Origin of the sequence: Pseudomonas sp. 9AZ, from assembly GCF_902506525.1 — a bacterium.
GTDB classification, from domain to species: Bacteria; Pseudomonadota; Gammaproteobacteria; order Pseudomonadales; family Pseudomonadaceae; genus Aquipseudomonas; species Aquipseudomonas peli.
Window position 1 is genome coordinate 1 of sequence record NZ_LR733843.1, and the last position, 14964, is coordinate 14964.

Here is a 14964-nt window from a genome sequence, read left to right on the forward strand (position 1 = left end):
GGATAACCCTTCAGGTGACGCATGTGCGCTTGAAAAGCAGACTTAGCTTAAAGGGAGTTTTCCAAGCATTGCCGGAGTTTCCCTGAGCGCGGCGTTAAGCACGGCATGCACTCGGCCAATACCCGACGTGCCGCTGCGATAGACGAGATTCAAGGGCACTGTGTGCGATTGCCATTTTGGCAACGCACGCACGAGTCGGCCCGCAGCTATCTCTAAGTCTGCAAGGAAAACAGGCAGACGCACCCCCCTATACCCGTCGAAGCAGCTGCTGCTAACGCGCCGAAGCCTTGGACTGCCAAGTTTCCACTCACCTTGGCTTGGACGACCTTAGTAGGGTCTGAGCCGTTGTATAAAGCCAGTACCTGATGATCTCGATAAACGGGTAGCGTTTTTCTCCCGTGAGCATGGCGCATGCTCTCTTCGATCAACTGACCACATGGCTAATAGAACAGGGTGGCGCTCAGTGCATTATCCCAACCGAATCTCACCCTTTTGCACTTGCAAACTTTGCGGCCGCTCAGGGGGGATGCGCGATTACCATCGATTGGTTTACTCAGGGTTACAAAATTCCTGACGGGTATGTGATCCGCCCTATTTCCGAATCACACGTACATACCGAAATGTCTTTGGTGCGCCTTGCTAGCCGACAGCGCAAGCGCGGACTTGACGTGTTTTGGGGCTCCGCTGAACGAGTGGTAGCACAGATGCGGGGAATGTAATTCCCCCAGAACGTAATCCGATCTCCTTTAAGTCCTACAGGTCTCCACGCCTAGACAGGTGTTGCCCGTTCGTGCAGAGTGCAACTAAGTTATCCATGTTAACTACGATAGATTTCTTATAAGCCCATAAGACCTGCTGGTCGTCGGCTTGACCTTCGACCACTTCAACGCCGAATAAAGGAGAATAACCATGCCTCTTGTAGTCAAAGCTGCTGTTGCATTCGGGCCAAATGAGCCTTTGCAGATTCGCGAAGTAACCCTCGCCGATCCAGGCCCAGGCGAGGTCCTGGTTAAGCTGCGAGCAACCGGCCTATGCCACTCCGATTTAAGTGCGCTGGAAGGGAAAATTGCTCAAACCTTCCCGGTGATCCTCGGCCATGAAGGTATTGGCGATGTGGTTGCAGTCGGGGATGGCGTAACTGACTTCGCGCCAGGGGACCGAGTTATGCCTTATCTCGTGCCTGATTGTGGCGAGTGCGCATTCTGTAAATCGGGCCGCACTAATCTGTGTGTGCAAATGATGGTTCGCCGGCAGTCGGCGAAAACGCCTTTTTCCCTTGATGGTCAACCAATCGCGTCATATTGCGGTCTGGGCACCTTCGCTGAGATGACGGTAGTCCCGGTAGACAGCCTGGTTAAAGTCAATCCTGGGGCACGCACTGACCATGCATGCTGTATAGCCTGCGGCGTAACAACGGGTCTAGGTGCGGCGCTCATTACAGCGAAGGTGACACCGGGCTCTTCAGTGGCTGTATTCGGCACCGGCGGCGTGGGTCTTAGCGTGATTCAAGGTGCAAAAATTGCCGGCGCTACGCGCATTATTGCCATCGATACCAACCCTGCTAAGGCAGCTATCGCACTTAAGCTTGGTGCCACCGACTTCATTAACCCGAAAGACGTAGAGAATATCGTCGTTGAGGTTCAGAAGCTGACAGGTATGGGCGTCGATTTTGCTTTCGATTGCGTAGGTCATCCAGGCTTAGCAAGGCAGGCACTTGAGAGCACCAACCCAGCATGGGGGCTGTCCGTTTGCGTTGGCGTCATTCCAGCGGGTCAAGAGCTTAGTGCTGCGCCGTTCAACTTGATGACTGGCCGCAAGTGGACTGGCTCGTTGATGGGCGGGGCTAAACGTGTGGATGTAGCTCGTTACGTCGATATGTATGTGGATGGAACATATGGTCTAGATGATCTGGTTTCTCACCATTTGACTCTGGATGAAGTGAATAAAGGCTTTGAAATGATGCGCAGTGGTGAAGCCGTACGGTCAGTGGTGGTATACGTCGCAGATTGAGTATGTGAGTTCACTGCAGTCGTAAAAACGTTCTTCCCAGCATACTGGGAAGAACATTGCTGGACGCAGTATAGGTTGTAGTGGTCAATTTTTCGGATCCTACGATAGGGCTTTGTCAGTCGATTCCCGCGCGAAAAAAATCGTGCCCGCTCTTGATCACTCGATTGAGCACCGGCAATGGCCGAAATTCCTTCACCGCCTCATAAACACCGACGACAAAATCAATCTGCCGCCGGCGCTCTGACAAGCCGCGTTAGGCGTTAGCCGACGTAGCGGATGGCGAACACGGTGCCGTCGGGGTGCTTGAAATTTCCCGAAGAATAGCTGTGGCCCATATTCGTCACGATCATCCGATCCCCGGCAAAACCGATCAGGTTCTGACCGGCTTGGATGTTGGAGGCGAACACATGCTCGGTGCCATCCGCATCGCGGCGGATGATGGATGTGGTGTAAGGCAGCGACTCAGTGCAGTCACCTTCCGCCCAGTGGACAGAGGACATGAAGCCCGCATACTCGGGGCGGAACGCCTCGCCAGCGAGCGGACCGAAGCCCTTAGGTGCGCGTAGAACGGCACCGCCAGTCAGTGATTCGATAACCTCCGAATGGATGGTGCCGTCGGCGATACGGTAGTGCTTTGTGCGGAACTCGTGGGTCTGCTCGCCACCGAAATTAGTGCTCCACTTACCCTCTAGTACGAGCATGTTTTCCTCACCGACAATCGCTGGGTCGGCATAGAACATACGATACGGCATGAGCGGTCCTGGATTGCCGCCTTCACCATCCATCACCAGCCAAGGCGTAACCGTCGCATCGGGACGGACCGCATAGATGGTGGAGTTGTGCATCGAGAAGATGAGGAACAGCCCCTCCTCCGGCGTGCCCTTGCGCCCGAAGACACCGGGTACGAATGCGCCGGAAATCTGCTCCTTACCCGAGCGGGGCACGAGCGCGAAGGGATAAGGAATACTCTCGCCCGGCGCGAGCGAATAAATCATGTGATCCATCACCGCACCGCGGCGATGCGGCACGATCTGGCTACCGAACAGGATGTTGTTGGCGAAGTCGCCCCAGTCGGCGGGGGCAATCATCGGGCGGAACACCCCAGCTTGGCGCCCGACGCCCGGCGCGACGATGGTTTCCCAAGTATTGTCGGCATGCAGGCGATACAGACCGCCATGTCCCATCGACCAATCAGTTTCCACCTGCGGCTGGCCGCCAATTTCAGAAATGAGGATCGAACCCTCGGGGCCGCTCCAGGCACAACCCTCCTTCCAATCCCATAACACTTGCGGATCGTAAAGGAACTCACCACCGCTCACGAGCGGCTCCACAACGTAGCGCGGGTCGTGAACCTCCACTTTAAATTGGGTCAACTCACGCAATTGTTCGGCAGTGAAGCGCGCATTGCTCATATCCGTGCATCCTCATCTTTGTCAAACACACCCGGCCCGACCATCAGACCGCTACTGCCGTTTAGGCAGAAACACGGGCACAGCAGGAAGAACCAATCCGCGCGAATGTTGGCTACCGCACGCGAAATAAAGCCAAATTATATATCCAAATTATCTACATAAGTTATCTATCTTTATCCTATCAGGACACATGGAAGGACTGGGCGAATTACCAGAAGCGCTCCAAGGCTTCGCAGTAGGGGACTGGAGAGCGGCGAACGAGAAAAAGTCAGCTCGGATGTTTGACTCGGCAATTGGACGAATGCACATGCCTTCCAGCGGCGCGTCGTGATCGCAGAAACTACTCAGCATCAGCGCCATGATGTGGGCACGCCGGGCCTGAGCGATGAGGACGCGAGGCATCTTCCGCCTGCCGCGCAATACAGCTCGCATTCTCGCTAATGATATTGCCCTCCAGGTGAACGAAATCTAGGCCAAGCCAGGCGTGACCTTCGAGCAGATCCATCAACTGGTTGCTGGGTAACGAGGCCAACACACGCTCAAAACTGGCGAGCTACAGGACGGCCTGATCTAGGCCGGGCAGGTAGTCGCCTGCTCGACGACACTTCAACGGCGCATGATCTGATCGAAGCGGGCCACCTTGTTCGGGTGACCCGCTTCACTAACGATCACCGAGTAGCAGTCCGCTCCAGCCTCACCTCTTCCTCGGTAGGTGCTGCCACCTCACCTTCCATCCAATACAACTCTTCGAAGTAGTCCTGCTTCAACGCATCGCGCATTACTTCAGCGCGTTTCCTGACCCTAACCACAGACATCGACTGTACGTTCTGATGGTCCAACGCCCGCCACACTTGGTCATCCTTCAGCAGCCGATAACTGTGCCCCTCCAACGCGCGGATGACCGCAGGTGCGTTCGTCGTGCTCGCCCGGGATACCGCATCAGCCCACTGACGAACCGAGCCGTAAGTTGCAGCGACAGCACTGGATGGGTACTCGCCATACTGCTTAACAAAGGCATCAACGAACGCTTGCCCGCGCTCGTTATGTTCACGCTGCGGCGTGCGCCAAGTCCAAGAATCGCTACCAATGACACCTTCCATCAGACTCGGACCTGCCTGCACAACCACTTCATGACTCAGGTTAGGCACCACGATGGTCATGCGCTCCTTTAACCGTAGCGTGTCCACAATGCGCATAGCGTCAGTGACGTTTTCACCATAAAGCATTAACACCAGAACTTGCGCGTTACTCTCCGCCGCTGCCTTCAAGGCAGCACGATAATGTTTGGGATCTGCCACGTCCCCGGACCGCGATGCCGCCACCAGAGAATCGACCCTAGCATTGGGAATCGCATCGTCACTGGTAATGATGAAGAAACGCTTGTTGGGCATTTGACTGTCGAGATACTCCATCAGGACATTGTTTGCCATTCGAGCGCTGGGGCCCTCACGAAACAGATACTCATGGCCATAACGCGAGGTGACCTCATTGGCATATGCCAGTGGCGTGAAATAGGGCAACCCCCGCTCCTTGGCCTTGCGTCCGGCAGCGATCGCTTCAGCACTGGTTGCCCCACCCACAATCATTACCGCGCCACGGTCCGCCAACGCATCAACATTACCAATGGCTTTTTCCGCCCTGCCAGCACTGTCCCGGCTCTGTAGCTCCAGCGGCCGCCCCAACAGCCCTCCTTCTGCGTTGATTTCTTCTGTCGCCATAAGAGCACCTCTCATTTGCGACAAACCCTCCCATTTATGGACACCGCTCTTGGGATAGGAAAGTCCAATCACTATGGGCTCTGCAGCCAAACCTTTCTGCGCGATAAAAACTAGAAGTGCAGCCATCAAGTGTTTCAGCATGATGTTCTCCTTAGTGCTCATTCGCCCTCCCTGCTGCAACTGGATCGGCTTGCGCCCCATTACCGAGTCAAGGCAAAAAAGTAGACAGCGCGCTTAGCGGACGAGCAGACAAAAAAACACCGGCTCGACGGCCGGTGTGAAGTAGTAGCTTTAAGAAAGCAAACGATGAAGCAGAAGCTCTGCGCAGCCCTAATACAGCCATACAGAGCGATGAATCAACGGACGCCCCGTCCGGCCATAGCATCAGGAGTGAAGATGTTGGCGGGCATCTTGTCGATTGGTTTCACGTATGCCTTGGGATCCCCACCCTGGCTGGATACCACCGTGTAACCGCCGCGCGCCAAGTCATAGCCCACCAGCGAAGAGGTCCAGTCCATATTGCCCTGGCCGGCAATGTAGTTAGCACCGGTGTTCGCCAAGAGTACGCGGAAGACTTTACCCGACTGGTCGAAGCCTTCACTCGCGACGGCCTGCCACGAGTCTTCATCGATGTAGTAGAAGCGCTTGGAGGCGGCGTGACGCATGCCTTCCTTAAGCGTTGCCTCAACGACCCAGACACGATGCAACTCCCAGCGAGAGACCTCGGGGTTAACGTGTTTCTTGCCGAGCAGTGTCTCGTTCGAAGCCGTGATTTGTTTGTAGGTGTTGTAAGGAACGTACATTTCTTTCTTGCCGATCAACTTGTAATCAAAGCGATCCATCCGCCCCGCAAACAAGTTGGCTTCGTCGAAGTACAGTACGCCACCCAGGGGAGTGATTGGCGTGTCATAAGAGAACTCGGGGGCCAGGCGTACACGGCGCTGACCGGTCGAGTAACTCCAGGAACGCTGATCCTTTTCGTCAGCGCGATCCGGATACCAGATCAGAATTTTGTTTCCCGAGTCGCGGGCCGGCGCAAGCGTGTTGGTTAAAGAGTGGAAGTAGTAGCCATCATTTCCACCCGTCCAATACGGATAGTCGAGATATGCTGTGTACTGCTGCGGGCTGGCCAGGTTGCCCGCAGCATCAACAACCAGGTTCGTGGCCCGGATCTCGAACCCAACCGTGGTTTTCTCCCGCACAAGGTGGTTCCACATCACCTCATAGCCATCTTTCGGGATCGGGAACGGGTATCCACCGTAGCAATCCGTAGCCAGGCCTACGCCACTCGCAAAAGTCTTACACTCCGGATTGGTTGCGTTCTTGATCGTGGCGGCAGCTCGCTCTGCAGACATCTGCGGATAGGTGCGATGGGTCGGGTACACATTCACCTGGTAGCTGTCCGGATAGCGCTTGATCATCTCCTGAACACCAGGCGTCAACTTGTCTGCGTACTGAGCCACGTTCTTCGCGTCGATCGTGAAGAGCGGCTTTTCGTCAGCGAAAGGGTCAACCCAGACCCCACTACCTGCCACGTAGTTTGCTGGGGGCTTTGTCATCCCGCCGGTGTAGGCCGGAATAGTGCCATCGGCGTTGCCTTGTTTCTCGGCACCCCAAGCAGTCAGGGTGGTGCCCAGCCTGGCTGCCTCTTCAGCAGTTACAGCAGCGTAGCTAGAGCCCGCGGCCAGTGCGGACAAGATCGCTAGGGAAAGTGCAGCTTTTGTTTTCATGGGGAACGCTACCTCTAGTTATTGTTAGAAGCTGGTCTTGACTGTCAGGCCGACACGCCCGCGGTCAGTGGTCTGCCAATTGCCGTTGCCATAGTAGGAGCCATTAGCAGCACGGTTTATTTTCGCGCTGGAGTCGGCATAGGTCAGACCAACCGTCCACTGGTTGCGGATGCTGAACTCAGCGCCCACAGAATAGGTCGCTGCGCCTTGACTGGTACCGCCGAAGTCGGCGGTGTTGCCCTTCAGACCAACCTGGTAGGTGAACGGAACAGTCAGGTCTACACCTGGAAAAATCTGCGACCACGTTGGAGCAAAACGCACACCTAGACCAATCGCATCATCCGTAGCGCATCCTGAAAACTTTCCATTCTGACAATTTGCAGTATCTTCGCCATTAAAAAACTGCTCGTTCTTGGTGACATCAATCAGATGGTCGTACGATAGCTCAGCAAGTAGAGTGCCTGAGTCCCAGATGGCGTTCTGCTTCAGACCGTAGATGGTATTCAAGACGACATGATAGGTTTCGCCACGCGCGCCCTCAGCCGAAGGAGCGAAGCCAACACTATTAAGGCCAGTATTCTTGCGATACGCCACCTCAGCACCAACAGCAAAAACTCCTACAGTTGCATCCACGCTGAGGCCATACAGTTTGACATCGTCGGGGAAGACTGCACGGTACTCGCCAGGGTTCTGCGGATTAAGCAGCAGCCAGAGTCCATTCTTCTCGGCGTACTCGCGATAGTAAAGACCGACCGTAGTCGCGTTCCAGTCAATGAAGTTGTACTTGGCGTTAACACCCCAGTCGCCGCTCTTATCATCGGGTTCGACAGCATCACCGCGAGTCAAAAACGCCTGAGGAAATGGGAATGGAGCCGCGTGGAGACGATCCGGACCATCCAGCGTCAAGTCCGCCGGACCGAGAAAAGTACCACCTTCCGGAGAGCGCACATGATCCCAGTCGAGGAAGTACTGCGCAGCCACAGAGAAGCTGTCGGTGACCTGCAGCGAGGCGGAGATTTGGTTTAGCGGTAGGAACAACTCACGGGTTTCGGAACCAGGAGTCGCCGCACCTTTGCGACCATCGATCGGGGCCTGGCTGTTGGAAATACCCGTCTGGGTAAAGATCGAGTTACCCCAGTACACAACATGTTGCCCCGCCTTGGCCGACAGAGCCATTCCGGCCAAGTCGAAATTTCCGTAGACGAAGGCATCAAGAATCTCGCCGGATGGCCCACGGTAGAAGCGCTCGGTGGTCGAGGAATAGTTGCCGTTGTTATAGGACGACTGATACCCCTGAGCTTTAAGAGCCGGATTCTGCTCCACATCATCGTCGTTGTACGCCTGGTCGAACCAGCCCGACGCAGAGACTCGAAAGCCGTGGGTATTGCGCCAACCCACTTCCAGCTCACTCAGGATGTCCAGGCGATTCGAAGTAATATCACCCCTGTCGAATTTGTAGTCGCCTTCGTCAGAGGTATGACTGCCTCCAATCCGGCTGTCACGCTCCTCCACACGAGTCTGGAGGTTGTAGCGGAAAGAGTTGTCCCAGCGGACAGTCCAATCCTCGCTACCGGTATCAATTTCAACCGCAAAGGCTGGACTTGACGCCATCATTGATGCGCAGAGTGCTGCGGCTAGCTTGGTGAGATTGTGTTGGCATGCGGTCATTTTCATGTCGTCTCGTTCTTGTTTTTGTTTAAAACCGGGACAGCTACCTAGCTACCTAGCTACCTAGCTACCTAGGTTAGCATAGTTACACCATTGCTCCGTACCTGTAAACCACCCCATCACCACAAAACTACCCCTCCAAGCAGCTTCCACATCACCAAAGGCTTGCAACTACCCCCTGGACACTGCGCCAGCAACGCCATGGATGTGATAATGCACCCTCGCCCCGCCAAGAACTCCTCGTATCGGACGGCTGCATACAAGACCTCGAAGCTCTGGTGCGGCGCTTGGAGCGAATGGCCAATTGGCTAGCCGATTTTGGGGTTACCCCAGTTGCTATGGGGTCGACAGGGATGTATTGGATTTCGGTCTACGAGATTGTGGAAAGCCACGGTCTGCATGTCGTACTGACTAATGCACGAGACGCCCGCGCAATACCTGGACGCAAAACCGACGTTAACGATGCACAGTGGATTCAGCGACTGCATGCCTGTGGTTTACTGCGTGCCAGATTCCATCCGGATCGAGAGATCCGCCGCGCTACGTAGTTATCTGCGCTTGCGAGAACGGCACCTCGATTACGCGGTTGTGCATATTCAGCATATGCAGAAGGTGCTGACTCATATGAATCAGCAATTGCACCATGTGCGTCACCGGGGTTACTGGCATACGAATCACCCGAGCTATTGTCGTCGATGAGCGAGATGCGGCTAGGCATGGCAACCATGCGCGATATCCACTGCAAGTCCAGCGTAGAGATCATCCAAAGTGCCTTGGTCGGCAACTACCAACCTGAGCACGTCTTTGCCTTAGCGCAGGCGCTGGCCATGTACGACGCTTATCAAGTGCAACTTGATATATGCCAGAGCTTGATGCGGTTTCTCAGCAAAAGCCTGCACCCAGCGAGCCGCTACCGAAGCCACGCCATCGGACTCGACAACCGAATGAGCTCAACTTCGACGTACGAACCCTGCCCCATAAATTGGTCGGCGTTGATTTGACTCAAATCCAATCATCACTTCCTGCTTTGGCTTGCGTCGCCAAACCGCCATCAGCAATGCATCAATGGCTAGATCACTCGTCATCTGCGGCTTCATCGACCAGCAAATGACCTGCCGCGAAAACAGATCGAGCACCACTGCCAAAAATAACCAGCCTTCATAGGTGCGAATGTAGGTTATGTCCGTGACCCAGACCTTGTTAGGTTCGGTGACATTGAATCGACGCCCCAGATGATTCGGTGACGCCATTGGAGGCTTGCCGCCATAGCGACCCGGCCGACGCCGATACCCCGTTTGCGAGCGCAGACCTTCCTTACGCATTAAGCGAGCAACAAGATGCCTGCCGCACGGCTCGCCGAGCTCACGCAGGTCGTCATAGATTTTGCGGTAGCCGTATACGCCGCCGCTCTCTAGCCACGAGTGCTTGATCAGGCCAAATAGACGCTGATCATCCTTGGCCCGTACCGAATTTGGCTCAGCCAACCAGGCGTAGTAACCACTAGCATGTACGTTCAAGGTCAGGCACAGGCGGCGAACCGAATAGTCTGCGGAGTGCTGATTGATGAAGGCGTATTTCAGCCGCACTCCTTGGCAAATTACGCGGCGGCCTTCCTAAGAAACACCTTCGACGGCCTGTAGTGTGAAGCCAAACTCGGCCGCTCTGCGGTGCAATCCCTTAACCACTCGCTCCCGATACTTCTGCTCATAGTGATTGGCTCCCGGATCCTGGTAAGCCATGCCGAAACGCATCGCGTTGTAGAACAGGATGACAATCTTGCGGACAGTCGCTGTTACCGCCTTGGCCTTGCCGATGCGAGCCGACAAGCGCCGATAAAAAGCGACCAACGCTGTGTTCGTCCTGCCAATGGTTACCGCCGCTAACCGAAGATGAGCCGTGACTCGACTCTTGGTCTTGCGAGTGTGAGCCGAGAGCACCTTGCCGCCGCAAATACGGCACCCAGGAGCCAGGGTCAGCCAGGAGGTAAAGTGGTGGGCAGTACGCCAACGACTCTGATCGGTACCGCACTCAGCGACCAACCGCAGTGCCAAGTAGGGACCGATGCCGTGGATTTGAGTCAAATCAACGCCGACCAACTGATAGAGCAAGGAGCGGACGTCGAAATTGAGCGCATTCGGCTGCTGAGTACGGTGACGTGGCTTCGGTAGGGGCTCGCTGGGTGGGTACTTTTGCTGGGAGAGCCGCAGCAGACTCTTAGCAATTTGTTGGTCGCAGACCTCAAGCTGCACCTGATAAGCGTCGTACATGGCCAGCGCCTGCGCCAAAGCAAAAACATGCTCCGGTTGGTAGTTGCCGACCAAGGCACTCTGGATAACCTCGGTGCTGGACTTGCAGCGGATATCGCGCATGGTTGCCAATTTTGTCGGGTTTCGCTCGTCAGCGACAATAGCTCGGATGATCCGCATCCCAGTGACTCCGGTGACATCAGACATCAGACATCACATGATGCAGTTGCAGATTCATGTGGGTGAGCGCCTTCTGCATGTGCTGGATATGCGCAGCCGCGTAATCGAGGTGCCGTTCTCGTAAGCGCAGATAACTGCGTAACGCCGAGACCTCTCGATCAGGGTGGAAGCTATCACGCAGCAACACGCAGGCATTTAGCCGCTGAATCCACTGTGCATCGTTAACGTCGGTTTTGCGTCCAGGTACTGCAAGGGCGCCCCGTGCATTGGCCAGCACGACATGCATGCCGTGGGTTTCCAGAATTTCATAGATCGGAATCCAATACACCCCGGTCGACTCCATTGCCACTGTGGTAATCCCAAGATCGACCAGCCAATCAGCCATCCTTTCCAGGTCGGCAGTAAAGGCCTGAAAGGTTCGTACTGGCGCCTCAGCGAGGTCGGCTGGCACGGCTATCACATGGAAGCGCGAGCCGATGTCGATGCCAGCTGCACGGCTATGAATGACCGGCAGGCCGTGACTTCCTGAACTGAATTTCTTCATGAGCACCCTCCAACACAAGAAATGCTGGACGGGGACTCGGATCGAATCACATTCCTAAACGGGGTCACGAAACGTGCCACCGCTAACGGGTCCGCAGCTTCCCCTAGGTCAGGTTTTTTGACGGGGACTGAGCCTCCAAAAAGCAGACGACCACTGTCCAGCGGACTCAGTGTAGTGGTCGTGTTTCTAGTCCCGTGGGCCGCAGAGCGCCGGGGAGGCAGTTTTTTAGGATGTCTCGCTCTTCGGTAACTCGCTTGAGCTCCGCACGTAAACGACGCAGCTCAGCTTGCTGATCGTCTTCCTGCGCTCGCTGCTCTTGGGGTTTGCTATAGCGCTTCACCCAGGCATAGAGGCTGTGCACTGACATGCCCAAACGAGCTGCTACCTCGGCAACAGGCAGGCCTCGTTCGGTCACTTGATTGACCGCTTCGATTTTGAATTCTTCGGGATAACGCTGGTTGCTCATGGCACCTCCTAGTGGGCCTCAGTTTGGACTGGAGGTGTCTACAAAACTAGGGGCGATTCAAGGGCCGATTCACCTCGCTGTACAGGCCATTTGTACACAACTTGGCGGGAATATCGACAAAGTCAATGTGAACGGTGGCGCAATTGCACTGGGCCACGAAATGACGCACTGCGCCGAAGAAAGGACTTGCCAAGCTCTGCGGTGGCGGCGGAACGGGCGCTGCTCTAGTGCTGCCTCGCAATTGACATGCTGCTTGCTGCAAAACACAAAGCCCTCCAGATCAGTTGGCAAAAACTGCGACGGAAGGCTATTGCCGAGCGGAACAAGAGGACCTAGCATACATATCTAACTAAGTTACCTCAACTACCCTTAAAGCTGGCGTCGCCACTCAGTGGCAATAGCCATAAAACAACAAAAGAGGGCAATCCCATGCGCAAGCACATGTTGATATTTAGCTGCCTGCTCCTACCGTTGATCGGCTGCTCGGAAAATCCCGCACAAAACTCTGCAAACAAGTACACCTCATTACATGAGTACTGCGCCCACAAGACGGAGCCCGCTTGTGCTATGCCGATGAGCCTTTCTCTGAATGACCTCTTCCGTTGACCAAACAACCGGTCCGGCCAAGGAAACCCATGCACAAACGTTACAACTTTGCCATTGCTTGCCTTCTGACACTCACCGGCAGCGTATACGGCGCGGAAGGCAGCGCTCCTACCAGCGGATATGAAGCCGAAGCGGATCAAGCGCAGGCACTTCTCGCAAAAGCCGTTAGGGCTTACAAGGAACAAGGCGACCCTGTACTCGCCCAACTGAGTCGCCAAGGGATTTTTACGACCGCAGACACCTACGTTTATGTCGTCAGCACAATGGGAGTCATGCTAGCTAGCGGAGGACCGTCGTCGATCTATATTGGGCGGGATATCAGGCCCATGCTCGACAACGAGTTAAAGGTAGCCTTTGAAGAGGCCCTGACTAGCCCCGAGAACAATGTTACTCATAGCCGTGAGTACTACTGGATGAACTGGCGGGATGGTAAGCGCGAGCGAAAGCACGTCTATTTCCAGCGTGTCGGCGACAAGGTTTTTGCTGCAGGCTACTACATACCACGCTCCACTCCTGAAGAGGCCAGGCGCCTACTTGATGATGCCACTGATGCGCTTTCTGGGGACACTGCAGCAACCTTGGAGAAGATCAATCGACTGGACACCTTCTTCAACCGCGATGATCTGTATGTGTTTGTGATTGATGAGACTACCGCTACTTTCGCAGCTCACGGAGCAGACCAGCGCCTGATAGGCATCAGCCTCAGTACTTTACGCAGTACAAATGGAGAGCTAATCGGCCAGCGCATTCTTGCAGCCATGAATGGCCGGAACGAAGGCGAGACAAGTTACGGGTGGCGCAACACCTTAACCGGCGCCAAAGAGCTAAAGCACACACTGATGAAGCGCCAAGAGCACTACATCGTTGCGGTGGGCTACTACAGCGCCAACTGAATCGCCCCCGATTTCCTTAGACACTTTCCGAGTTCAGAGTCTCGCAGCGATAGGCTTATTGTCAGAATCCAAGCTCGATGCTCATAACCCTATCGGCAATACCGATGACGCTACCGCTGCCGCCCCCGCTAAGAGCGCGCAACCTATGCTCGCCGCGGGTTAAGTGAGCCGTGATGACCCAAGCAGAGCAAAGAGTACAACCAGCCCCTTTGTAGCGAGCCAAATCATCGTACCGCTAAAGAGCATTGACACACAGACCGACAATTGCTTACGTTAACGTAAACGTTAAGCTGGAAAATGACTATGTCCACCACCTATTCCATCTCTGAACTTGCGCACGAGCTGGATATCACCACCCGCGCTATTCGCTTTTATGAAGAGCAAGGCATGCTCGCTCCCGAGCGCCGCGGCCAGGAGCGCATCTACACCGTCAAAGACAAGGTCACCCTCAAGCTGATTCTGCGTGGCAAACGCATCGGCTTCTCCCTGGCTGAATGCAAGGAGCTGATCGAGCTGTACGACCCAGTGCACGGCAATCACAAACAGCTGCACACCTTTATGAGCAAGATTGCCGAACGCCGCGCCCAATTGCAGCAGCAACTGCTGGACATCGAGCAGATGCAGCTAGAACTGGATACGGCCGAAGAGCGTTGCCTGGCAGCGCTGGCTGAAACCGATAAAAAACAAACCGTTATCTCCTGAACTTAATTCGAACAATTACAGGTGGAACCATGAGCTATCCGTCCCTCAACTTCGGTCTCGGCGAGACCATCGATATGCTGCGCGACTCGGTGTATCAGTTTTCACAAGCCGAACTGGCGCCGCGCGCCGCGCAGATCGACCGCGACAACGAGTTCCCCATGGACATGTGGCGCAAGTTCGGCGACATGGGTCTCCTCGGCATGACCGTCGCCGAAGAGTACGGCGGCACCAACATGGGCTACCTGGCCCACGTGGTGGCAATGGAAGAAATCAGCCGCGCCTCGGCCTCAGTTGGCCTGTCCTATGGCGCGCACTCCAACCTCAGCGTCAACCAGATTCACAAGAACGGCACCCACGAGCAGAAGGCCAAGTACCTGCCCAAGCTGTGCTCCGGTGAACACATCGGCGCGCTGGCCATGAGTGAGCCCAACGCTGGCTCCGACGTAGTGTCGATGAAGCTGCGCGCCGAGAAGCGCGGTGACCACTACGTGCTTAACGGCAACAAGATGTGGATCACCAACGGCCCGGATGCCCACACTTATGTGATCTACGCCAAGACCGATATCGCAGCCGGCTCCAAGGGCATGACGGCCTTTATCGTCGAGCGCGACTTCAAAGGGTTCTCCCGCCACCAGAAGCTCGACAAGCTCGGCATGCGCGGATCCAACACCTGCGAACTGGTGTTCGAGGATTGTGAAGTACCAGAAGAGAACATCCTCGGCGTCGAAGGCGGCGGTGTGCGCGTACTGATGAGTGGCCTGGACTACGAGCGCACCGTGCTCTCCGGCG

At 55.4% G+C, this 14964-nt stretch carries 12 protein-coding genes and 2 pseudogenes; 5 read left to right on the forward strand and 9 right to left on the reverse strand.

Annotation, left to right across the window (positions count from 1 at the left end; translation table 11 throughout):
- The first annotated feature begins 909 nt into the window (after positions 1-909).
- Positions 910-2010: an alcohol dehydrogenase catalytic domain-containing protein gene (locus ALTER154_RS20855; RefSeq protein WP_160090248.1), complete on the forward strand. Its 1101-nt coding sequence runs from the start codon at positions 910-912 to the stop codon at positions 2008-2010.
- Positions 2011-2270: 260 nt separating this feature from the next.
- Here the strand turns inward: ALTER154_RS20855 and ALTER154_RS20860 are convergent, their stop codons facing one another.
- The 4 genes from ALTER154_RS20860 to ALTER154_RS20875 form a co-directional block, all read right to left on the reverse strand.
- A complete protein-coding gene (locus ALTER154_RS20860) occupies positions 2271-3422 on the reverse strand; it encodes a hypothetical protein (RefSeq protein ID WP_160090250.1) in 1152 nt (383 codons plus the stop codon).
- A 668-nt stretch (positions 3423-4090) separates the two neighbouring features.
- Positions 4091-5302: an ABC transporter substrate-binding protein gene (locus tag ALTER154_RS20865; protein ID WP_372239970.1), complete on the reverse strand. Its 1212-nt coding sequence runs from the start codon at positions 5300-5302 to the stop codon at positions 4091-4093.
- 194 nt (positions 5303-5496) lie between these two features.
- Positions 5497-6870, reverse strand: a complete 1374-nt coding sequence (locus ALTER154_RS20870) for a DUF1329 domain-containing protein (protein WP_160090252.1) — start codon at positions 6868-6870, stop codon at positions 5497-5499.
- 24 nt (positions 6871-6894) lie between these two features.
- Entirely contained in the window at positions 6895-8544 is a 1650-nt protein-coding gene (locus tag ALTER154_RS20875; protein WP_160090254.1) for a DUF1302 domain-containing protein, read from the reverse strand.
- A 332-nt stretch (positions 8545-8876) separates the two neighbouring features.
- On the opposite strand from ALTER154_RS20875, the gene ALTER154_RS21095 reads away from it, so the two are divergent.
- Positions 8877-9086 carry a hypothetical protein gene (locus ALTER154_RS21095; RefSeq protein WP_256665721.1) on the forward strand — a complete coding sequence of 70 codons (210 nt, stop codon included), beginning with the start codon at positions 8877-8879 and terminating at the stop codon, positions 9084-9086.
- On the opposite strand, the gene ALTER154_RS21100 is transcribed toward ALTER154_RS21095, so the two are convergent.
- The 5 genes and pseudogenes from ALTER154_RS21100 to ALTER154_RS20895 form a co-directional block, all read right to left on the reverse strand.
- The gene (locus ALTER154_RS21100; protein WP_256665719.1) at positions 9079-9207 is read right to left on the reverse strand and encodes a hypothetical protein; all 129 of its coding nucleotides are present in this window, start codon (positions 9205-9207) and stop codon (positions 9079-9081) included. The two genes, ALTER154_RS21095 and ALTER154_RS21100, sit on opposite strands and share 8 nt — an antisense overlap.
- Before the next feature lie 341 nt (positions 9208-9548).
- Positions 9549-10151: pseudogene (locus ALTER154_RS20885) on the reverse strand (IS3 family transposase); the annotation flags it as partial.
- Positions 10152-10991: a transposase gene (locus ALTER154_RS21425; protein WP_372239971.1), complete on the reverse strand. Its 840-nt coding sequence runs from the start codon at positions 10989-10991 to the stop codon at positions 10152-10154.
- Positions 10984-11508: a transposase gene (locus ALTER154_RS21430; protein ID WP_372239972.1), complete on the reverse strand. Its 525-nt coding sequence runs from the start codon at positions 11506-11508 to the stop codon at positions 10984-10986. Before ALTER154_RS21430 ends, ALTER154_RS21425 begins: the two co-directional genes overlap by 8 nt.
- Before the next feature lie 223 nt (positions 11509-11731).
- A pseudogene (locus ALTER154_RS20895) lies at positions 11732-11974 on the reverse strand (transposase); the annotation flags it as partial.
- Positions 11975-12609: 635 nt separating this feature from the next.
- On the opposite strand from ALTER154_RS20895, the gene ALTER154_RS20905 reads away from it, so the two are divergent.
- The 3 genes from ALTER154_RS20905 to ALTER154_RS20915 all read left to right on the forward strand — a co-directional run.
- The gene (locus tag ALTER154_RS20905) at positions 12610-13473 is read left to right on the forward strand and encodes a cache domain-containing protein (protein ID WP_160090256.1); all 864 of its coding nucleotides are present in this window, start codon (positions 12610-12612) and stop codon (positions 13471-13473) included.
- A 303-nt stretch (positions 13474-13776) separates the two neighbouring features.
- Entirely contained in the window at positions 13777-14175 is a 399-nt protein-coding gene (locus tag ALTER154_RS20910) for a MerR family DNA-binding transcriptional regulator (RefSeq protein WP_160090258.1), read from the forward strand.
- 29 nt (positions 14176-14204) lie between these two features.
- A partial coding sequence (locus tag ALTER154_RS20915; protein ID WP_160090260.1) for an acyl-CoA dehydrogenase family protein occupies positions 14205-14964 on the forward strand: 760 nt, incomplete at its 3' end.